This is a genomic window from Methanosphaera sp. WGK6 (assembly GCF_001729965.1).
Classification (GTDB): Archaea; Methanobacteriota; Methanobacteria; order Methanobacteriales; family Methanobacteriaceae; genus Methanosphaera.
This window is the reverse complement of the sequence record NZ_JRWK01000002.1, coordinates 126,086-146,239: the sequence shown is the minus strand read 5'-3', so window position 1 is coordinate 146,239 and position 20,154 is coordinate 126,086. Positions and strand designations below refer to the sequence as shown.

The following is a 20,154-nucleotide window of genomic DNA, read 5'->3' as shown; positions in this document are numbered from 1 at the left end:
AGAAATTAATTAAATTAACTTAATTATTTTTTATTTTTTAGAAAACAGGACTAGGAAGTTATAAACTATGAAAATATGGATAGATATTGTAAATACACCCCATGTACGATTTTTTAATGGAATAATAAAAAAATTAAAAGAAGATGGTCATGAAGTATTAATAACCGCCCGTGATTTTTCAAATATTCATGATTTACTAGATATTTTTGAATTAGAATATACATCCATAGGCAATCATGGTGTAACTCTTAAAGAAAAATTATTATCAAGTACAAAACGTGCATATGATTTATCTAAATTTATATCAGAAGAAAACATAGATATTGCTATAACTAAACATTCTATTGAATTACCTCGCGTAGCTTTTGGATTAGGTATTCCTAATATATTTATTTTAGATAATGAACATGCCGTAGCAGCTAATAAATTAACATTACCCCTAGTAAACAAATTAATCATCCCAGAAATATTTGACGTATGGAATACTGTGAAATTTGGAATGAACCCCAATAACATAGTACAATACAATGGAACTTGTGAAGTAACACATTTAGAAGATTTTAAATATAATGAAAACATATTAGATGATTTAAATTTGAAATTAACTAAAAAATATACTATTTTAATGAGACCCGAACCATCTTTAGCATCTTATTTAGATGCGGATTGTACAAAATCAGTATTAACACCAATTGTTAATGAATTAAAAAATGATGCAAATATACTTATAATTCCACGATTTAAAACTCAAGGAAATATTTTTGAAGATATTGAAAACGTCCACATTATAGAAACACCTGTCGATACATTTAGTCTTATGAAAAAAGCAGATTTAGTTATAGGTGCTGGTGGTACTATGAATAGAGAATCAGCATTACTTGGAACACCAGTTATATCATGTTATCCTGGAAAACAATTATCAGTAGATACATATTATATCGAAAAAGGATTAATGAAACGTTCAACTAATTTAAACGAAATTATAGACTTATCTAAAGAATTATTATCAAATCAACACAACAAAAACCCTATTAAAACCGATGATTTAGTTGAATTAATTGTTAATGAAATATATAAGACCTATTTTGAATATTATAAATAATATTTAAATATCCCACTTCAAAAGTAAATAGAACCTACTTTTTTAATAAACAAAGAAAATTCATTAGTTAACTTAAAAATAAAAACAACATCATACATTTATTTTAAATTAAATATTGAAATTTAGATTAATAAATTTTTATTAAAAAAAAAACTCTTAATGGACTAGTCGGGAGTTGAACCCGAGGCCTCCGCCATGCCAAGGCGACGCTCTACCAAGCTGAGCTACTAGCCCTAAAACTAATTAAATAATAAATAATATGTTTTTCTAATATTTATTTATTACCCTATTTTTATAAAATAATCTTAGATTATTAATATAATCAATATATCATAACTTATTCAAATAACATAATTATTAATAAAATAAACTATTAATATACATATAGTAAATGAATTTAAAAAAGACTTCAAAGAGAATAAATTCATAGGAATTGGAGGATAAATGATTATATGGCATTAATAGCTACTAATCACCTTATGTTAATAATAGAATTTGCTATCCTGATACATATAGGAGTTCTTTTATTATTGAATTTCTTACCATTGAATTTCAATTTAGTATTTATACTATCTTTAATATTAGGTGTAGGAATAACTTTAATTTTCGGTATCGATGCTATTTGTCTTCTACTACCCATGTTAAGTCATAATGAATTTACACATCCCTTTGGACCATTAGCTATACTTGTTGTGGTAACGTCGTGGGCAACACTTCCAATATGGAAGGATCAAGGTTACAAAGCATCAAATATTAGATTACTACTTATATTAATAACAATAGGTATTACTATATTTGGAGGAATTGTTCACCGTGATTTCTTAATCATGTGGGTTTTAGGATTAGTTAGTGGATTTTTCTTTATTAGTAAACTGTTTAGACAAGAAAGATCCATATTAACACCACGTAGAATTTTATTAGCCATAGTTGCATTAATAGCAGTGTTTGGTTTAATGGAAATATTAGCCCAAATATTAAGTATGGAAATTATAAGTCCATTATCAAGAATTAATCGTATGAATGCTAATCAAATTTCTAGTCTTCAATTAGTTATTGATAATACAAATTTATGGGGACATAATGTAAATTCAACCTATTGGGGAAATGCTAGTGTTGGAAATAGTGATGGTTATATATCATTACCATTAACATTTGTTACATACTTTGGATTACCATTTCCATTATTCTATGGTATTCTTGTTACTAAAAAGGATGTTATTGATTATTTCTTACCCGGAATTTTTGGAATAGGCTTTGACTTCGGTTATCTTGCTTTAGCAGTTATAATTATTTGGATTATACTTGTTATCATAGTAGGACTTAAAGTATTAGACAAATATAGACTTGAAAGAGAACGTGGAAGTAAAAAATATTTAGGAAGAGAAGCATTGCTAACTGGATCTCTTTCTGCATTTATTGCACAAACAATACTTGGATTATTTATCATAAATAGGACAATAAATGGTTCAGGACTTGTAACTTATATATTATTAAGTGCACTTATTATAGCACATATTGTTACCACGAAACGATAAATAACCTTCTTTTATTTTTTTTAAAAAAAAATACAATAGAAATCCAACTATTAATTTTTAACCACTATATAATAAGGAGTCAGATTATGAAATTAAGTATTACAACTGAAAAATGTGTGGGATGTGGATTATGTGCTTCTGTATGTATTAGAGATAATATTATTGTAAATCCCACCGTTGAAGAAGTAAATAATGGAGAATGTTTTGAATGTGGACATTGTATGGCTATTTGTCCTACAGGTGCAATAACACTTAAACAATTTGAAGACCAAATGGATGTTGTTGAAAAATATGATGCTACCCAAATTCCAGTAACTACTGAAAATTTATTAGATTTATATAAACAAAGAAGAAGTATTCGTTGGTTTAAAAATGAAAAAATAGATGAAAATACATTTAATACTTTATTTGAAGGAGCTTATTATAGTCCCAGCGCTATGAATAAACAAGATGTAGAATTCTTGGTTGTTGATGATAGATTAGATGACTTTATTGAATTAGTTTATGAAATTATTAAAGTTGAAGAAAATAAATTTTCACGTATAAAACAATTAGGTGAATATCTTAAAGATAAAAATACATGCAAATATCATCCATTATTATGGGAAGGAAAACAGTTAATTTTAGGCTTCGCTACAGATAAAACTAGTACAGTGATTGCGGCTACAAGAATAGAATTACTTGCATATACTATGGGTCTTGGAGGATTTTATTCCTTATTTATCCAAAAAGCTGATGAAATAGATCATGAACGTCTTATGACTTTTTTCCCAGAAATTGATAAATCTAAGCATATGTATTCAACTTTTATTATTGGATATCCAAGAAAAAAATTCAAAAGAACTATCCCTCATAAAAAAATTAAAATTACATACAACTAATAAACTCCCTTCTCTTTTTATATAATTAAATTAAATAAATATTATCTACAAATAGTTATAATAATAAAAATCAGGAATTTGATAATATGAATATTATTACAACAGTTGTTGGAAGTTATCCTGCAAATAGTTTTAAAGCTGAAAGTTTTAATGAGAAACTTACTGAAACTTTAGGATTATATGACCCGTTTAAACAAGCTATAATTAATTCTGTAAAATCATTTGTTAAATCAGATATTGATATTATTTGTGATGGTCAAGTTAGAGGAGATATGGTGAAAATATTTACCAGTAAAATAAATGGTTTTAAAATTATTGATAATACAGCATATATTAATGGTAAAATAACACCATCAGCCCACCCCATATCTGTTAGAGATTTACAATTAGCTTTTAAAACAGCACATACATTAGATCCACAATATAAGTTAAATGCTTCATTAGATGCAATATTTGAACATGAAGAAAAAGGTATTAAAGGAATAATTACTGGCCCAACTACACTTATTCATTCATCAATGATTGATAATTTTTATACAACAAAAGAAAATGCAATCTATGATATGGCTAAAGCATTATGTGTTGAAGCTCAAGAATTAGAAAAAGCTGGTGCTTGTGCAATACAAATAGATGAACCTTTTATTTCAACAGGCGCTGAGGAAATATCTATCTCAAAAAAAGCTGTTGAATTAATTAGTGAATCCGTTGATATTCCTGTCATATTACATGTATGTGGAGATTTAAAAGAAGTATTATCTGATTTATTAAAATTTAATGTAAATATCCTTGATTTTGAATTTTCAGGAATGCCCCAAAATATCAACACTTTAAAAAAATCATGGAAAAAAGAATCAAATAAACTAATAGGATTAGGTTGTGTGAATACTAGATTAGATGAAATAGATCAAAAAGAAACTGTTGAAAAAACTATTAAAGATGTGATAGATATTGTTAAAACAAATAATATTATAATAGATCCTGATTGTGGTATGCGTATGTTACCTGAAAACATAGCACAAGGAAAATTAGATATTTTAACTGACATTAAAAGAAATGGTGTGTAAACATGGCAAAATTTATTCGTACAAATTCAATAGCACAAGCTTGGCTTACCTGTGTAAAAAAAATAATGCAAGAAGGGCATGAAGTAACAGATGAACGTGGAAGTTTAACAAAAGAACTTCAAAATGTTATGATAGAAATAACAAATCCTGATGATAATACAATTCCAGAATGTTCACCATGGCATGATGACCGTTTAGAAACTTATAAACAAGAACTACTGGATCCGAATAATGATCAAGGATTTGTATATACCTATGGAAACAGACTAAGACAATATTTTGAAATTGATCAACTTGACATATGTATTGAGAAATTAAATAATTGTCGTGAATCACGCCGTGCAATTGCAATTACTATTGATCCTATCCAAGATAACAAAGTAGATGAAATTCCATGTTTACAAGAAATTGCATTTTTAATTAGAAATGATGAATTATACATGACTGATTTCTTTAGAAGTAATGATTGTGGTGGAGCAACATTTCCAAATCTTTTCGGAATTAGAGAAGTGGGATATTATGTTGCAGAAAATACAAATACCAAATTAACAAACATGGTTCATCATGCAATGAGTCTTCATATTTATGAACATGATTGGGATAAATGTAAAGAAATATTGAGAAAATATTAGGCATTCTTAAAAAACAAATATTAGACAAAAAGAATATTAAAAAAAATCTATATACATTAACATTATACTATAATAATAAAATTAAAGTATTATGGATATTTTTAAACTATGATTTAATGGAGAAATAAAATATGAGTGAAAGTATGAACGTAGCAGCAAAAAAAATTGCTGATGAAATGGTTCAAAATGCAGAAAAATTAAAAGTAATTCCTTCAACACTATCTAATGGAACATGTGTTATTGATTGTGGGGTAAATGCTAAAGGTAGTATAAAGGGTGGAGAGTTATTTACAAAAGTTTGTCTAGGTGGAATATGTGATGTTGGTATTTCAATACCTGGTGATTTAAGTGATATTATGGCAATGCCTGCTGTAAAAGTAAAAACAGACTTCCCCGCACTAACAACTCTCGGTTCACAGAAAGCAGGGTGGAAAATCAATATTAACGGCTATTATGCTATAGGTTCAGGACCTGGACAAACCCATAAATTTAAAGATAGTGAAATTTATAAAATAACAAACTATGTTGAAGAATCAGATATTGCGGTTATCACACTTGAAGCTGATACTTTACCAAATGAAGATATAGCTCAATATATTGCTGATGAATGTGATGTGAAAACTGAAAACTTAACAATACTTGTTGCACCTACAGCATCACTTGTAGGTTCTATTCAAATATCAGGTAGAGCTCTTGAAACTGGAATTTATAAAATGCATGAAATTTTAGATTTTGATATAACAAAAATAACCTATGCTGCAGGTATCACTCCAATAACTCCTGTAGATCCAGATAGCTTAAAAGCTATGGGTAAAACAAATGATGCAATTATCTTTGGAGGCCGTGCATATTATTATATTGAACCTGCTGAAGGTGAAAATTTAGAAGAATTAGCTACTAATTTACCATCATCCGCATCTGAAAAATATGGTCAAAGTTTCATAGAATTATTTGAAGAAGCAGGACGAGACTTCTATAAAATGCCTAAAGACATATTTGCACCAGCACAAATTATTGTAAATGATATGGTAACAGGTCAAATGTTCCATACGGGATATATTGATCTTGAAAGACTTAAAGAATCATTTGAAGTTAAAGAAATTATAAATAAAAAATAACTTAAATAAATGAAGGAGTTGTTAATAAAATGACTAAACGTGTGGGAATTTGCAGTACAACCTTTGCAAGATTTGATATGGCTAGTGCTGCAGTAAAACAAATTAAAAAACAAGTGACTGGTATTAAATTCATTGAGCGATATGTTCCTGGAGTTAAAGACTTACCTGTAGCTTCAAAAAAATTAATAGAAGAAGAAAAATGTGATATTGTCATGGCATTTGGTATGCCTGGTGGCGAAAGAATGGATAAAGTATGTGCTCATGAAGCTAGTACTGGACTTATACAAGCACAGTTAATGACAAATACACATATATTAGAAGTATTTGTACATGAAGATGAAGGAAGAGATGAAAAAGATCTTAAAGAATTAGCATACAACCGTGCAACACAACATGCAGATAATCTTGTGAAAATGTTATTTAAACCAGAAGCTATGAAAAGAGAAGCTGGAACTGGTGTTCGTGAAGGTCGAGAAAATAAAGGACCATTATAATTTAATCTCCTCCAACTCCTTCTTTTAAATTTTTTTAAAAAAAAGTAATTGAATAAATTATCCTGATCTTCTCCACGTATTTCCACATTTCGTACACCTATAAAAACGTGTTTCTGCTTCATCTGCTTTACGCATTTGAATCAACCACCATTCTAATTCCCTATTTCCACAACGATAACATAATCCTTTAGTTGTAGGCAATGTATTAATTTTATCACCAGTCACAATGATATTTTGTTTATCAGAAACATCTTTTTCTATTATGTAATCTTGTTTTTCATTTTCTGTTACTTTTTGTTCATATCCACAATCATAGCAATGTAATATACCTTGTTTTGGAAGTAACACTTTTCCACAATTTGGACAAAATTTCATTTTATAAGAGCTCCCTTAAATTATAATAATAAACTTGTATAAGAAAATATATTTCTAAAGTATTATATAATACTATAAACAAATATTGTATAGTATAAAGATTATATAATAATATGTTATTAGTATAGTCTATTTTAATACATTTTATTATATGAAAATAAGGGATTAATATTCCTATTTGAATATGATAATAAAAAAAACTAATTCTAAATTAGTTATTATATTTTAGGAGAATATTAATATTAAGAAACATTATGTTTCTAGGAATAACTGTTTTACTATTATTCTATATTATACTCCTTTAATACACTATATATTAAAAACTTAAATTGGATGTGGCCAATTGGCTGAACAATGAGGTCGATATAATGTACAAGTATATGAAAGAAGCATGGAAAAACCCAGATGAATCTTATGTAAAAGAACTCATGAGAGAAAGATTACCTAAATGGAGAAGACAACCTGTTATTATAAGAATTGATAAACCAACAAGAATTGACAGAGCTCGTCGTTTAGGTTACAAAGCAAAAACAGGATATGTACTCGCAAGAATTAGAGTAAGAAGAGGATCCAGAAGAAAATCCAGATTTAAAAACGGAAGAGATCCTAAAAGAATGGGTGTAAACAAAATTTCAGGAGAAAAATCCATTCAAAGAATGGCTGAAGAACGTGTTGCACGCAAATATCCTAACTTAGAAGTACTAAACTCATACTGGGTATGGGAAGATGGTAAAGCAAAATACTACGAAGTAATCCTCGTAGACCCACAATGTCCTTCAATCCAAAATGATAACAAAATCAACTGGATTTGTAGTAACAAACACACAAGACGTGCATTCAGAGGTTTAACTGGTGCAGGTAAAAAAGGAAGAGGATTATACAAAAAAGGTAAAGGTGCTGAAAAGGTTAGATAAATGATTCATAACATTTCATACAGAACATTTATTTATGGTACCGAAGATGAAGAAAAGGTAATTAATTCAATTAGTTACCTTTTTCCTAATCCATTACCTAAAAAAACAATAAATGAAGATCATTTCAATAACGAGATAATAATTTTATCTGAAAAAAGAGCTAAAAAAAGAATTAATAAAGATTTTATAAAATTTCTTAATGAAAATTTAACTCAAGAAGATAAAAATATTATTAAAAACGAATTAAGTCGTCGTATGGATGAAAAAGGTAATTTTTTCTTACGTTTTGATAAACAAGAAGCTTATAATGAAAATCTTAAGTTAACATATTCTGGTGATGCTATACATGTCAGAATAAAAATTGCTAGTTATCCTGTGAGTAAACAAAATGCAATTAACGTTGCACAGGACATCTTTGACTTCTTATGAATTTAATATTTTTTAGATAAGAACTATTATCTTATCAAAAAACCATTTTAGGATTAATTATATGACTATTTTTTATGATTTTAATATTGCACCAAAAAAAGAAATTATTAATACATTATATGAATTTGGATTTAATGGTGCTTGTATATTTTATGATTCAAAAAACTACACTTCTGAAACTAAAGAATCATTTGATAAATTGAATGAAGTTTCACCTATTAAATTATATCACGGCATATGTATTGATGAAAGTAATCCACAACTATTACGAAAAACAGTTCAACAATTATATAAGAAAACAGATTTTATTATGGCTAATGGTGGAGATAGTAAAATTAATAGAGCTATTTGTGAATTACCCCAAGTTGATATAATAAATCACCCTTATGCAAATAAACGTAACAGTGGAATTAATCATATTCTTGCAAAAATGTTAGTTAGTAATAATATCTCAGTTAATATTAATTTTACAGACATTTTATCTAATAGAGGTTATTACAAGGCTAAACTTTTAAATCAAATAAATCAATTACTTTTACTACAGAAAAAATATAAATTCAGAACTATTCTTAGTAGTGGTAGTAAAACATTTTATGATGTTCGTTCTCCAGAAAGCATGATTTTACTTAGTCAAATGATGGATATGAATATGAATTATGGTAAAAAAGCAATTTCAGAAAATCCTTATAAACTAATTGAGAATATGAAAAAAAATAAGGATAGTGTTATTGAGGGTGTTAGAATAATTAAAAATTAAATGAATTATATAGTAGGATAGTATTATGATAAAATTAAAAATTTTACCACCAACTTTAAGAGAAAAAAAGAGATATATTGCATTTAATTTATTTAGTGAAAATCAAATAAAAAAAGATGAAATTATTGTTTTTCTTTGGAATAATCTAATCAATTTATATGGTGAAATTGAATCAAGTAAAATAAATTTATGGTTAATTAATATTAAAACCATTAAAAATCACAGAAGATACCAATATAAATGTATAATAAAATGTAGACGAGGATATGAAAAAGAAATGATTACATCATTAAGTGCAATTACAAGATATAAAAATAATCGTGTGGTTATTCATACATTAGGTACTTCTGGGACAATAAAATCTTTAGATGAAAAATTTAACCTCCTTTAAAAATTTAACTTCTTTTTAATAAAATATTATTTTTCTTAAATAAAAAAATAAGAATATAAAAATAATAAAAAACATATATACATATTAAATACTTTTTTATAAAGAAAATTATTAAAAATATTAAATCTAAAAAAAAAGATGATTTAGTATTCAAAAAAAATATTAAATGATTATTATGGCAATACATCCAATAGAATTCAGATACGGAACTCCTGAAATGAAAGCTGTATGGGAACAGGAATCTAAATTACAAAATATGTTAAAAGTTGAAGCTGCATTAGCAAAAGCTGAAGCTGAAATAGGTTTAATACCTGAAGATGCTGCAAAAGAAATAAATAATAAAGCTTCAACAGAATATGTTAAACAAGCACGTGTAGATGAAATTGAAAGAGCAACAAATCATGATATAGCTGCTATAATGAAAGCATTAGAAGAAGTATGTGATAATGATGCTGGAGAATATGTTCATTATGGTGCAACAAGTAATGATATTATTGATTCATCACAATCACTACAATTAAAAGATTCCATTAAAATAATTCGTGAAAAAATAATTAAACTTATTGAATTGTTAGTTAATTTAGCAGAAGAACATAAAGACACTGTAACAATTGGACGTACACATGGACAACATGCATTACCAACAACATATGGTATGAAATTTGCAATATATATTGATGAATTAATTCGTCAACTAGAACGACTTGACCTTACTGAAAATCATTTATGTGTTGGTATGATGACTGGAGCAGTTGGAACTACAGCAGCTCTCGGTGATTTAGGATATGATATTCATATAAGAGTATCTGAAATATTAGGTTTAAACCCAGTACATATATCAAACCAAGTTGTTCAAAGAGATAATCATGCAGAATACATTATGACTCTTGCAAATATTTGTAGTACTCTTGAAAAAATGGCATTAGAAGTACGTAACTTACAAAGAACTGAAATTATGGAAGTAGGTGAAAAATTTGATCCTGAAAAACAAGTAGGTAGTAGTACTATGCCTCATAAAAGAAATCCAATTACCGGTGAACGAATTTGTGGTGTATCCCGTGTAGTAAGATCATATGTTAATGCTGCATTACAAAATAACCCATTATGGCATGAAAGAGACTTGACAAATTCATCATGTGAACGTATAATTTTACCAGAATCTGCAATATTAACAGATTATATTCTTAATCTTTCATTAAAATTATTTGGAAATATTGAATTCCACAAGGAAAATATTGAAAATAATCTTAATTTAAGTAATGGACTAATAATGGCTGAAAGATTCATGTCCAAACTTACACAAAAAGGTATGGGAAGACAAAGTGCATATGCTCTTGTAAGATCATGTGCTATGGAAGCTTATGAAAAAGATACAGGTTTAAAAGAAATTCTATCAAATCAAGATGAAATTCTTAAATACTTAACTCAAGAAGAAATTGATGAAACAATGGATCCTCATACATATCTTGGAAGTAGTAGTAAATTTGTAGAAAATGTTATTGAAAATGCTAAAATAATAATATCACAATAAGATTTCACTAAATCTTACATACTTTCCTTTTTTTGAGTGTTCTCCAAAATTCAAAAAAATTAACTTTTTAAAAAAGCAAATATCACTCAAAATGTAAAATAAATAAAATTTTACATGAATAACATTGTTTTTTTTAGCAGTTGCTCTTTTTTAAAAAAAATAATAAACAATAATTAAAAACTCTATTGAATTCTACGTTTAAATACATTTAAAAAAAATATCCCTAGTATAGAATGGATTTAATGTAATTTACATATATAACCTTAAATTAAAAACTATTAAAAAAATTGTTAATATACATGATTAATAGTTAAATATGGATGTTTTATCACACTTTTTTTAAAATATCTATTGTAATAGATATTTATAAATAAAGACTATTATTATTTCTTTCATCAAGTTTTTCCATGTAGATTTATTAAAATATATTGAAGTAGATTAGTATAATAACTTTAAACTTAGAAACATCAGATTTAATTAAAAAAAAATATGTATATAATATATTCTAAATTTACATCAAATATATTAATAACAAATAGTAATAATAAGTAAATGTAAATATAATTATGTAAAAATAAAATAAAAAAAAATAAATTAAATTAATACTAATATTGAAAATAAATTAAAAAGAGGTAAAAACATGCAACAATTCGCAAATGCAGGTTATGATAGAGCATTAACAGTATTTAGCCCAGATGGACGTTTATTTCAAATAGAATATGCACGAGAAGCTGTTAAACGAGGAACAACATCTATAGGAATAGTATCTAAAGATGGTGTGATTTTAGCTGTAGATAAAAAAATAAAAAGTAAATTAATAGTACCATCATCAATAGAAAAAATATTTAAAATTGATGAACATATAGCTACTGCTTCAAGTGGACTTGTAGCTGATGCAAGAAGATTAATTGATATTGCAAGAAACCAAGCACAAATAAACAAATTAAATTACCATGAACCAATATCCACCACAGGATTGGCAAAATACATCGGAGATTTAGAACAAACATACACTCAAAGAGGAATTAGACCATTTGGTGTTTCATTAATTATTGGTGGAGTGTCCGATGATGAATGTCAAATTTACGAAACAGACCCTAGTGGAGCATTAGTTGAATATAAAGCAACAGCAATAGGTCTTGGACGTGAAAAAGCATTAGAGTTATTTGAAGAAAAATATTCTAATGATATTTCATTAGAAGATGCAATTGACCTTGCAATAGAAGGAATTTTTGTAGCAACTGATGGTAAATTAGCTGATGATAGTGTTGAAATTTCAATAATAGATAAAGAAACATCAAAATACAGAAAAGTTGATGAAACAGAAATTGACGAATATGTTCAAAAAGTCATTGAACGAAAAGAACAAGAAAAAATAGAAGCAGAAGAAAAAGCTAAAAAAGAAGCAGAAGAAAAAGAAGCTAAAAAAGCTGAAGCTAAAGCTAAAAAAGAAGCGGAAAAAAAAGCTAAAGAAGAAAACGAAGAAATTAAAGAAAATTCCAGTGAAGACGTAGATGAATAAATACCCATCTACTTTCTTCTAAAACAATTCCCCACCATAATTAATTTTTATTTTAAAAAGAAACTAATTTTAAATTTTCCTATAAAACTAATTATCTTCCATATACTTTTTAAGTAAATATAAAATTTTAAGTAAAGATTATAGATATTATATTATATAAACTAAATAAAAAAAATAAAAATTTAAAAAATAATGAACTTATATATTAACTGATAAATAAATTTAGGTGAAAAATATGGTTAATGTTGATGATGCAGTGATAGCTCGCTTAGAAAGTTATGGTGAACGATTTGAAATACTAGTAGATGCCGAACTTGCTGCAGATTATAAACGTGGTGAAGATATAGATATTTCAGATGTTCTTGCTGTTGAAGAAATATTTAAAGATGCGCATAAAGCTGATAAAATATCTGAGGAATTAATGGAAAAAGTATTTGAAAATACAGATCCCCTTGAAGTAGCAGATCAAATTATTCATAAAGGGACTATTCAAATAACAGCAAATCAAAGACGTAAAATGCAAGAAGAAAAAACAAAACAAGTCATTAGTCAAATAGCTCGTGAAGCAATAAACCCTCAAACAAAACTTCCCCACCCACCCAAACGTATTGCTAAAGCTATGGAAGAAGCTAAAGTCCATATAGATCCTTTAAAAACAGTTCAAGAACAGATAAAACCAACAGTCAAAGCTATTTTAACTAAAATACCCATAAGTATAGAAAAGGTACAAGTTGCAGTTAAAATACCAGGTATTTATGCTGGAAAAGCATACACTCCTATAACCCAATATGGTACATTAATAAAAGAAGAATGGGAAAATGATGGAAGTTGGATTGGAATTGTTGAAATTCCTGGTGGATTACAAGATGAATTTTACACAACACTTAGTGGTTTAACCCATGGTGATGTTGAAACCAAATTACTTAAATAAATTCTCTGAGAAGTGTATACTAATGATATTTGTAGAAAATAAAGAAGTAGTACTTCCCGGAAGCCTATTAACAGACAATGATTACAAATTAGGCAGAGGTACTTTTAGAGATAAGGGTAAAATATATTCTGACATGACAGGCCTTGTTTACATTGAAAGTGAAAAAATAAGTGTAATTCCACTTAAATACACATACAAACCACAATATGGAGATTTAATCATAGGTCGTGTAACTAGTTCATCATATTCCTCATGGTCTATTAATATTAATAATATATATCATGGATTCTTATCAACATCAGAATTATACGACAATAATGAACAAAATATCAATAATATTATTAATGTTAAAGATATGCTTTTACTAAGAGTTGCAAATGTTGATGAAATAAATAGAGTTAAATTAACATTAAGATCAAGAGGATTAGGTAAATTTAACCAAGGTATTATTGTTAGAGTAAAACAACCAACAGTCCATTTTTTAAGCGAAGAAAATGCATTTATCACAAGTATGATACAGGAATATATTCGTACAGATATGATTGTTGCTAAAAATGGATTAATTTGGATAAATGGTTTAAAAGAAAATGTTGAAAAAATATTACAAATCATAGAAATAATTGAAGAAGAACCATTTAAACATAATCTTATTAAGATTGTACAAAACATGATTATAAACCCATGAAGAGAGGGATAAAGTGAATAATCAATATACAAGAAAAGATGGGCGAACATATAATTCTCTTAGAAATATGAAAATGGAAGTAGGTATTCTTAATAATGCTGATGGTTCAGCATATATTGAATGTGGTCATAATAAAATATTAGTCGGAGTTTATGGTCCACGTGAATTACATTCCAAAAAACATTCGAAACCAGATGGTGCAGTATTACGTTGTAAATATAATATGGCTCCATTTTCTGTGAAAGAAAGAAAAAGACCAGGACCTGATCGTAGATCTACTGAAATATCAAAATTAATATCTGAAGCTATAACTCCAAGTATTTTTCTTGAAAAATATCCAAGAGCATCTATAGATATTTCCATAGAAGTTCTTGAAGCCGAAGGTGGAACTAGATGTTTAAGTATAGTTGGAGCTAGCTTAGCCTTAGCTGACGCTGAAATTCCTATGAAAGACTTGATAAGTGCTTGTGCTGTAGGCAAAATAGATGACCATATAGTTCTTGATTTATCAGAAGAAGAAGATCAAACAGGACAAGCAGATATGCCTGTTGCAATTATGCCAAGAACTGGTGAAATTACATTTCTACAAATGGATGGTCACCTTAGTGATGTAGAATTTGAAAATGCATTACAATTAGCTTATGATGGCTGTTATTATATTAATCAATTACAACAACAAACATTACTTAATAAATATGGAGGAAATACAAGTGGTAAATATAATATCTGAAATATCTAAGGAAAAGATATTTGATTTATTGAACCAAGGTACACGAATTGATAATAGAAAATTCACGGAATATAGACCAATTTCTATAAAAACAGATTATATTGGAAAAGCGGATGGTTCTGCAATGGTATCCATAGGCAATACAACAGTTGTTGCTGGAATTAAAGCACAATTAACCACCCCTTTTAATAATACACCAGACAAAGGAATTATTATAACCAATACCGAATTATTAGTCCTTGCAAGTCGTAATTTTGAATATGGACCACCAAATAAATTTGCTGTTGAAATTTCTAGAGTTGTTGACCGAGCTATACGTGAATCACCACTTATTGACTTAGAACAACTATGTATTGTTGAAGGTAGTAAAGTTTGGAAATTGCATATAGATATAGATATAATCGATTTTGATGGTAATATTATGGATGCAGCATGCCTTGGTGCGGTAGCTGCCCTATTAACAACAAAAATTCCTACTGCCACTAGTGTAAATGATGAATTAACTATTGATGAAGATAATTTAACAAAATTACCCATTAAAAATAAGAGTATTCTCTGTACCATTGTAAAAATTAATGATAAATTAATCGTTGATCCCATGTCTGCAGAAGAATCTTTAATGGATTCAAGTATTTCCATTGGTTTTAGAGAAGATGGTAGTTTATGTGCTATTCAAAAATGTGGTTTGAATACTATGACCCTCCAAGAAGTTATGAAAACCATGACCATTGCACGAGCCAGATCAAAACAATTATTTTCAATAATTAATAAGATAAAATAATAAACTTTATATTATATGATGACTAAAAATATTATATAGTTATATTATAAGGATAATAGATTTTAGGTGTCTATTAGTATAATTCCGAAATAATATTATTTTTAAAGCTAATTATTAGAAGTACAGTTATTTGCTGTTACTTTTTTAGTTAATGAATACATGAATGAGTAATAATTAAAATAACATTTTATAGGTTTTTGTTATATAATTAAATCTCAATTAGGTTATTATCTTCAATAAATATTTAGAGTATTATAGAAAGATAATATGATATTTTTTAATATTAACTTAACGGAAGGTGAAAAAATGGTAAGAAAAAGTAAAGTAGGATCTACTGGTCGTTTTGGTGCTAGATATGGTAGAAAAGCTAAAAGAACAGTTAAAGCTGTTGAAGATAAAATGCATGCAAAACACATTTGTCCTAGATGTGATAGACCTGGTGTAAAAAGAACACATGCAGGTATATGGAAATGTAAAAAATGCGGTAATGTATTTACTGGTGGAGCATACATTCCTACAACACCAATGGGAAAAGTTGCAAAACGTAACATTAAACGTATTACTGGAGGAGAATAAGCATGTACAAATGCATTAATTGTGGACAAACAGTTGATATTAAAAAATATTCAGAATCAAAATGTCCTAAATGCAGATACAGAATTTTATTTAAAGAAGTTCCTGTTGTTAAACGTACTGTAAAAGCTCGATAATAGTTTACTATTTTTATAAAGGGTAATATACCCTTTATTATTTAATTTTATTAATTCACTATTTTTAATTAGATTATTTAATCAAAGAGGTATTACAATGATATTTACAATAAAATCAGATATAATACTTACAACTAGTAGAAAACCATCCCAAATTACTAGACGATTTGTCCAATTCCTTAAACACTATTTTAATGCAGTTTATATAAATAGAGGAAAATCTAGTTTTAAAAAAATAATTAACCAAGTACCTGAAGAAAATTCACTATTAATTGTTATAACTGAAACAAAAGGTAATCCAAGTAGTATTAATATTTATAATATCAAAAAAGATATTGAAAATCCTGAAATTAGTATTTACATAAATGTTTCTTTAGCAACAAATAAGAACAAAATCCAAGTAAACTATGATGAGATTACATTTATTAATAAATCAAAAGCGTTAAATGAATTAAATAATTTTTTCACACAAATTAAACCTACTGAAAAAATTAAAAAAAATTATGTAAATATCCAAGATATTAATGAAACAACTAATAAACATAATAAAGCAATTATTACCTTTTTTGATAAAAAAGGTTTAGATACACAATATAAAATATATGTTAAAAATTATAAAATAAATAAACAGCTTTGTGATTAAATTGAAAAATAAAAATAATATATTAAAAAATATTGAAACAATATTTGAAGTTGAATTAGATAATACTAATGAAGCAGAAATTATTTATAATTCAATATCACCAGAATTATCCTTTGAAAATAATGATAGATCTAAGACTATCATGACATTAAAAGGAAAAAGTATTATTATTAAAATTAATTCTAAAGATGTTGTTTCATTACGTGCTTCTATTAATTCTTATATTAGGTGGATTAATTTATCCACAGAAATATTAAAAATATAAAAAGTAGATGAGAGATATATTATATTATTATTTATTATACAAGAATGAAATTTAGATTTATTTTATTAAAATAAAAAAAAAAGATTAGGTGATAAAATGGATATGCAACAAAACATTCAAGAACAATTAAATCAATTTCAAGATGTTCAACAACAAGCACAAGCTATTGCTATGCAAAAACAAACTGTGACTTTACAAATTAACGAATCTAAAAAAGCTTTAGATGAATTATCAAAAACATCCGATGACCAAGATGTATATAAAACAGCAGGCCCACTTCTTATAAAAACAACAAAATCTGATTCTGAAGCTAATTTAAAAGACAGTATTGAAATGCTTGAAATTAGACAGAAAACAATAGAAAAACAAGAAAAACGTGTGACTAGCAAACTTGAAGAACTACAAGCAAATCTTCAAAGTGCTATGAACCAAATGCAACAATAAATAGAAGAAATAATTCTTCTATTAATTAATTTTATTTTAACCACCATTTTTACTTAAAAAAAAATATTTATGATTTTACTAATTTTATAAAAATATCATAGGAGATTATTTAATATGATACCATTAACTGAAACTGAAATTCAAGAGATTATAGATTTAGCTTATAACAGTGCTGAAAAATATATTTTAAAGAAAGTTAATAAAAAAGAATTTGAAGATATTAACATTACTATTAATTTAAACAATAGTAGTGATAGTTTCAATATTGATATAAATATTGAATTAGATTCTGATTTAGAATTACCTGAAACTTTTGCAGATGATGCTATTGAAATAAGTTTAAAAGAAGTTGACAAGTACGTAGAAGAAAGAAATAATAAAATATAAGCTTGTGTTTTTATGATTATTCCCGTTATGGATATTATGAATAATGACTGTGTTAGTGGAAAATCAGGACATAGATCCACATACAAACATCTTAATAGTATATATGGTAATACTCCTCTTGAAATAGCAATTAATCTTAAAAAAAAAGGTGCTAAACTATTATACATTGCAGATTTAGATAAAATAGAGAATAATGGAAACAATGATTCACTTATATCATCAATTAATGAAGTCATTCCAGTTTTACTAGATAATGGAATTTCAAACATTAAAGATGTTGAAAATAATCAAAAAATTAGTACTTACTCTATATTAGCTACTGAAACTATGACTAATATAAGTACAACTATGAAAATTTTTAAAAAAATAGATAGAAAACACCTACTTATAAGTATAGATATTAAAAATAATGAAATTCTTTCAAAGAATAATGCAATTAATGTTGAAAATATAATACAACTAATTAATAATATAAAACCTAAATATACAATAATCCTTAATATTACCCAAGTAGGTACAAAACAACAGCAATCATCTGAACTAATTAAAAAAATTATTAACGAAACACCATATACTCAACATATCATAGCTGGTGGAATAACAAATACCGCTATAAAAAAATACCAAAAACAAAATATTAATCATTTTCTTATTGGCACAATTTTACATGAAGGTAATCTAAAATATAATTTATAAAAAAGGAAAAAATTATGAAAGATAATTTACTTACTATAGGTCCCATAACTAAAGATACTATAATTACAAAAGATAATACATATACACAAATTGGTGGTGCAACATTCTACCAGTCATGGACATTTCATCAATTAAATAAACAAGCAAATTCAATAATTACATTAGGTGAAAATGATTTAGAATTAGTTAAAAAATTTCCAAATACCAAAAAAGTCAAAATAATCAAAAAACAACAAACTATGGAATACACAAACATATACTCAGAAAATATGCAAAGAACACAAAAAGCAAAAATACCTAATAATACAATAACACCTCATGATATCCAACAAACAAAAATAAACATACAACAATACAACACAGTCCTCTTTTCACCATTATCCACAAGAGATATACCTCCCGAAACAATAGCCTACTTCAAAGAAAAAAACATTGAAACAGTCCTTGTAGCCCAAGGATACCTTCGTTCAACAGATACTCAAAATAACATAATAGAACAAGAATGGAAAAACAAAGAAAAATACTTAAAATACACAGATATACTTTCATTAGACCAGAATGAAATGAAACAAGCATTTAAAATAGATACCTTGACAAAAAATACTATAAAAAAAATAATAAAGAAATATTCTCTTAAAACATTAATCATGACAAAAGCAGAACAAGGTTCAGACATATATACACAAAATAAAAAAATACATATTCCTGCAATAAAAACCAAAAAAATGATTGATCCCACAGGACTTGGAGATACATACATAGCTGCATATATATCCAAAAAACAAGATACAAAATCAATATATGAAAGAGGACTCTTTGCATCAATAACCGCGAAATATAAATTAGAAAATAAAGGACCTTTAAAAATAAATAAAAAAATAATTGAAAAAGAATTTAAAGAAAGATTAAATAATACTACCTAATATGAGAAATGGAACAAAAACTGCTAAAACAAATAATCCAATTCCAGCAATAGTATATGTTCGCTTATTATCTAAAACTCCTGAAAATAAGAAATATAAACCACTTACAGCTAAAATTGTTGGAATAATTTCAGAAAATATAACTACTGATTGTACCATACACAACCTCCATCAAAATTACTAAATTTACGAAATTATAATATATTTATATCAA

General features: G+C 26.7%; 27 protein-coding genes and 1 tRNA gene. 25 read left to right on the top strand and 3 right to left on the bottom strand.

Annotation, left to right across the window (positions count from 1 at the left end):
- Positions 1-67: 67 nt before the first annotated feature.
- Positions 68-1,102 (top strand): DUF354 domain-containing protein, encoded by a 1,035-nt coding sequence (locus tag NL43_RS01790; protein ID WP_069592326.1) that lies wholly within the window; start codon positions 68-70, stop codon positions 1,100-1,102.
- Between the two features lie 160 nt (positions 1,103-1,262).
- Here NL43_RS01790 and NL43_RS01785 read toward each other — a convergent pair.
- Positions 1,263-1,336: transfer RNA gene (locus tag NL43_RS01785), tRNA-Ala, on the bottom strand.
- A gap of 218 nt (positions 1,337-1,554) precedes the next feature.
- On the opposite strand from NL43_RS01785, the gene NL43_RS01780 reads away from it, so the two are divergent.
- The 6 genes from NL43_RS01780 (at position 1,555) to ribC (ending at position 6,826) form a co-directional block, all read left to right on the top strand.
- Positions 1,555-2,637 (top strand): hypothetical protein, encoded by a 1,083-nt coding sequence (locus NL43_RS01780; RefSeq protein ID WP_069592325.1) that lies wholly within the window; start codon positions 1,555-1,557, stop codon positions 2,635-2,637.
- Between the two features lie 86 nt (positions 2,638-2,723).
- A complete protein-coding gene (locus tag NL43_RS01775) occupies positions 2,724-3,518 on the top strand; it encodes a nitroreductase family protein (protein WP_069592324.1) in 795 nt (264 codons plus the stop codon).
- A gap of 86 nt (positions 3,519-3,604) precedes the next feature.
- Entirely contained in the window at positions 3,605-4,582 is a 978-nt protein-coding gene (locus NL43_RS01770) for a methionine synthase (protein WP_084790334.1), read from the top strand.
- Positions 4,583-4,584: 2 nt separating this feature from the next.
- Positions 4,585-5,214 (top strand): thymidylate synthase, encoded by a 630-nt coding sequence (locus NL43_RS01765; protein ID WP_069592323.1) that lies wholly within the window; start codon positions 4,585-4,587, stop codon positions 5,212-5,214.
- 131 nt (positions 5,215-5,345) lie between these two features.
- Positions 5,346-6,332 carry a methenyltetrahydromethanopterin cyclohydrolase gene (mch, locus tag NL43_RS01760; protein WP_069592322.1) on the top strand — a complete coding sequence of 329 codons (987 nt, stop codon included), beginning with the start codon at positions 5,346-5,348 and terminating at the stop codon, positions 6,330-6,332.
- Between the two features lie 29 nt (positions 6,333-6,361).
- Positions 6,362-6,826 (top strand): riboflavin synthase, encoded by a 465-nt coding sequence (ribC, locus tag NL43_RS01755; RefSeq protein WP_069592321.1) that lies wholly within the window; start codon positions 6,362-6,364, stop codon positions 6,824-6,826.
- A 57-nt stretch (positions 6,827-6,883) separates the two neighbouring features.
- On the opposite strand, the gene NL43_RS01750 is transcribed toward ribC, so the two are convergent.
- Complete coding sequence (locus NL43_RS01750; RefSeq protein WP_069592320.1) at positions 6,884-7,201, bottom strand: transcription factor S; 318 nt, start codon at positions 7,199-7,201, stop codon at positions 6,884-6,886.
- A 368-nt stretch (positions 7,202-7,569) separates the two neighbouring features.
- On the opposite strand from NL43_RS01750, the gene NL43_RS01745 reads away from it, so the two are divergent.
- The 18 genes from NL43_RS01745 to NL43_RS01660 all read left to right on the top strand — a co-directional run bounded on the left by NL43_RS01745 (position 7,570) and on the right by NL43_RS01660 (position 19,940).
- Entirely contained in the window at positions 7,570-8,115 is a 546-nt protein-coding gene (locus tag NL43_RS01745; RefSeq protein WP_069592319.1) for a 50S ribosomal protein L15e, read from the top strand.
- Positions 8,116-8,544 carry an RNA-binding domain-containing protein gene (locus tag NL43_RS01740; protein ID WP_069592318.1) on the top strand — a complete coding sequence of 143 codons (429 nt, stop codon included), beginning with the start codon at positions 8,116-8,118 and terminating at the stop codon, positions 8,542-8,544.
- 61 nt (positions 8,545-8,605) lie between these two features.
- Entirely contained in the window at positions 8,606-9,301 is a 696-nt protein-coding gene (gene rnp3, locus NL43_RS01735; RefSeq protein WP_069592317.1) for a ribonuclease P protein component 3, read from the top strand.
- 25 nt (positions 9,302-9,326) lie between these two features.
- A complete protein-coding gene (locus tag NL43_RS01730) occupies positions 9,327-9,692 on the top strand; it encodes an Rpp14/Pop5 family protein (protein WP_069592316.1) in 366 nt (121 codons plus the stop codon).
- Positions 9,693-9,867: 175 nt separating this feature from the next.
- Positions 9,868-11,223 carry an adenylosuccinate lyase gene (gene purB, locus NL43_RS01725; protein ID WP_069592315.1) on the top strand — a complete coding sequence of 452 codons (1,356 nt, stop codon included), beginning with the start codon at positions 9,868-9,870 and terminating at the stop codon, positions 11,221-11,223.
- 640 nt (positions 11,224-11,863) lie between these two features.
- Complete coding sequence (gene psmA / locus NL43_RS01720) at positions 11,864-12,745, top strand: archaeal proteasome endopeptidase complex subunit alpha (protein WP_069592314.1); 882 nt, start codon at positions 11,864-11,866, stop codon at positions 12,743-12,745.
- Between the two features lie 235 nt (positions 12,746-12,980).
- On the top strand, positions 12,981-13,676 hold the full coding sequence (locus tag NL43_RS01715) for a ribosome assembly factor SBDS (protein WP_069592313.1): 696 nt from the start codon (positions 12,981-12,983) through the stop codon (positions 13,674-13,676).
- A 22-nt stretch (positions 13,677-13,698) separates the two neighbouring features.
- On the top strand, positions 13,699-14,361 hold the full coding sequence (locus NL43_RS01710) for an RNA-binding protein (protein ID WP_143741303.1): 663 nt from the start codon (positions 13,699-13,701) through the stop codon (positions 14,359-14,361).
- Between the two features lie 13 nt (positions 14,362-14,374).
- Positions 14,375-15,091 carry an exosome complex exonuclease Rrp41 gene (gene rrp41 / locus NL43_RS01705; RefSeq protein ID WP_069592309.1) on the top strand — a complete coding sequence of 239 codons (717 nt, stop codon included), beginning with the start codon at positions 14,375-14,377 and terminating at the stop codon, positions 15,089-15,091.
- Positions 15,072-15,872, top strand: a complete 801-nt coding sequence (gene rrp42 / locus NL43_RS01700) for an exosome complex protein Rrp42 (RefSeq protein WP_084790333.1) — start codon at positions 15,072-15,074, stop codon at positions 15,870-15,872. The genes rrp41 and rrp42 overlap by 20 nt, the downstream gene beginning before the upstream one ends.
- A gap of 306 nt (positions 15,873-16,178) precedes the next feature.
- Complete coding sequence (gene rpl37A, locus NL43_RS01695; RefSeq protein WP_069592308.1) at positions 16,179-16,448, top strand: 50S ribosomal protein L37Ae; 270 nt, start codon at positions 16,179-16,181, stop codon at positions 16,446-16,448.
- A 2-nt stretch (positions 16,449-16,450) separates the two neighbouring features.
- Entirely contained in the window at positions 16,451-16,582 is a 132-nt protein-coding gene (locus NL43_RS01690) for a DNA-directed RNA polymerase subunit P (protein ID WP_069592306.1), read from the top strand.
- Between the two features lie 97 nt (positions 16,583-16,679).
- Positions 16,680-17,225 (top strand): hypothetical protein, encoded by a 546-nt coding sequence (locus NL43_RS01685; RefSeq protein ID WP_069592305.1) that lies wholly within the window; start codon positions 16,680-16,682, stop codon positions 17,223-17,225.
- Position 17,226: 1 nt separating this feature from the next.
- Positions 17,227-17,490: a KEOPS complex subunit Pcc1 gene (locus NL43_RS01680; protein ID WP_069592303.1), complete on the top strand. Its 264-nt coding sequence runs from the start codon at positions 17,227-17,229 to the stop codon at positions 17,488-17,490.
- A gap of 102 nt (positions 17,491-17,592) precedes the next feature.
- On the top strand, positions 17,593-17,934 hold the full coding sequence (locus tag NL43_RS01675) for a prefoldin subunit beta (protein WP_371325636.1): 342 nt from the start codon (positions 17,593-17,595) through the stop codon (positions 17,932-17,934).
- 114 nt (positions 17,935-18,048) lie between these two features.
- Positions 18,049-18,321: a DUF3194 domain-containing protein gene (locus NL43_RS01670; protein WP_069592301.1), complete on the top strand. Its 273-nt coding sequence runs from the start codon at positions 18,049-18,051 to the stop codon at positions 18,319-18,321.
- A gap of 12 nt (positions 18,322-18,333) precedes the next feature.
- Positions 18,334-19,017 carry a HisA/HisF-related TIM barrel protein gene (locus NL43_RS01665; protein ID WP_069592300.1) on the top strand — a complete coding sequence of 228 codons (684 nt, stop codon included), beginning with the start codon at positions 18,334-18,336 and terminating at the stop codon, positions 19,015-19,017.
- A gap of 14 nt (positions 19,018-19,031) precedes the next feature.
- Entirely contained in the window at positions 19,032-19,940 is a 909-nt protein-coding gene (locus NL43_RS01660) for a PfkB family carbohydrate kinase (RefSeq protein WP_069592298.1), read from the top strand.
- Here the strand turns inward: NL43_RS01660 and NL43_RS08335 are convergent.
- Positions 19,923-20,099 (bottom strand): hypothetical protein, encoded by a 177-nt coding sequence (locus NL43_RS08335; protein ID WP_198923176.1) that lies wholly within the window; start codon positions 20,097-20,099, stop codon positions 19,923-19,925. The genes NL43_RS01660 and NL43_RS08335 overlap by 18 nt on opposite strands.
- Positions 20,100-20,154 lie beyond the last annotated feature (55 nt).

Excerpts from the sequence above, each read along its gene's own strand:
- NL43_RS01790 (WP_069592326.1), top strand. The coding sequence starts at position 68 with ATGAAAATATGGATAGATATTGTAAATACACCCCATGTACGATTTTTT.
- NL43_RS01780 (WP_069592325.1), top strand. The coding sequence starts at position 1,555 with ATGGCATTAATAGCTACTAATCACCTTATGTTAATAATAGAATTTGCT.
- NL43_RS01775 (WP_069592324.1), top strand. The coding sequence starts at position 2,724 with ATGAAATTAAGTATTACAACTGAAAAATGTGTGGGATGTGGATTATGT.
- NL43_RS01770 (WP_084790334.1), top strand. The coding sequence starts at position 3,605 with ATGAATATTATTACAACAGTTGTTGGAAGTTATCCTGCAAATAGTTTT.
- NL43_RS01765 (WP_069592323.1), top strand. The coding sequence starts at position 4,585 with ATGGCAAAATTTATTCGTACAAATTCAATAGCACAAGCTTGGCTTACC.
- mch (WP_069592322.1), top strand. The coding sequence starts at position 5,346 with ATGAGTGAAAGTATGAACGTAGCAGCAAAAAAAATTGCTGATGAAATG.
- ribC (WP_069592321.1), top strand. The coding sequence starts at position 6,362 with ATGACTAAACGTGTGGGAATTTGCAGTACAACCTTTGCAAGATTTGAT.
- NL43_RS01750 (WP_069592320.1), bottom strand. The coding sequence starts at position 7,201 with ATGAAATTTTGTCCAAATTGTGGAAAAGTGTTACTTCCAAAACAAGGT.
- NL43_RS01745 (WP_069592319.1), top strand. The coding sequence starts at position 7,570 with ATGTACAAGTATATGAAAGAAGCATGGAAAAACCCAGATGAATCTTAT.
- NL43_RS01740 (WP_069592318.1), top strand. The coding sequence starts at position 8,116 with ATGATTCATAACATTTCATACAGAACATTTATTTATGGTACCGAAGAT.
- rnp3 (WP_069592317.1), top strand. The coding sequence starts at position 8,606 with ATGACTATTTTTTATGATTTTAATATTGCACCAAAAAAAGAAATTATT.
- NL43_RS01730 (WP_069592316.1), top strand. The coding sequence starts at position 9,327 with ATGATAAAATTAAAAATTTTACCACCAACTTTAAGAGAAAAAAAGAGA.
- purB (WP_069592315.1), top strand. The coding sequence starts at position 9,868 with ATGGCAATACATCCAATAGAATTCAGATACGGAACTCCTGAAATGAAA.
- psmA (WP_069592314.1), top strand. The coding sequence starts at position 11,864 with ATGCAACAATTCGCAAATGCAGGTTATGATAGAGCATTAACAGTATTT.
- NL43_RS01715 (WP_069592313.1), top strand. The coding sequence starts at position 12,981 with ATGGTTAATGTTGATGATGCAGTGATAGCTCGCTTAGAAAGTTATGGT.
- NL43_RS01710 (WP_143741303.1), top strand. The coding sequence starts at position 13,699 with ATGATATTTGTAGAAAATAAAGAAGTAGTACTTCCCGGAAGCCTATTA.
- rpl37A (WP_069592308.1), top strand. The coding sequence starts at position 16,179 with ATGGTAAGAAAAAGTAAAGTAGGATCTACTGGTCGTTTTGGTGCTAGA.
- NL43_RS01690 (WP_069592306.1), top strand. The coding sequence starts at position 16,451 with ATGTACAAATGCATTAATTGTGGACAAACAGTTGATATTAAAAAATAT.
- NL43_RS01685 (WP_069592305.1), top strand. The coding sequence starts at position 16,680 with ATGATATTTACAATAAAATCAGATATAATACTTACAACTAGTAGAAAA.
- NL43_RS01675 (WP_371325636.1), top strand. The coding sequence starts at position 17,593 with ATGCAACAAAACATTCAAGAACAATTAAATCAATTTCAAGATGTTCAA.
- NL43_RS01670 (WP_069592301.1), top strand. The coding sequence starts at position 18,049 with ATGATACCATTAACTGAAACTGAAATTCAAGAGATTATAGATTTAGCT.
- NL43_RS01665 (WP_069592300.1), top strand. The coding sequence starts at position 18,334 with ATGATTATTCCCGTTATGGATATTATGAATAATGACTGTGTTAGTGGA.
- NL43_RS01660 (WP_069592298.1), top strand. The coding sequence starts at position 19,032 with ATGAAAGATAATTTACTTACTATAGGTCCCATAACTAAAGATACTATA.
- NL43_RS08335 (WP_198923176.1), bottom strand. The coding sequence starts at position 20,099 with ATGGTACAATCAGTAGTTATATTTTCTGAAATTATTCCAACAATTTTA.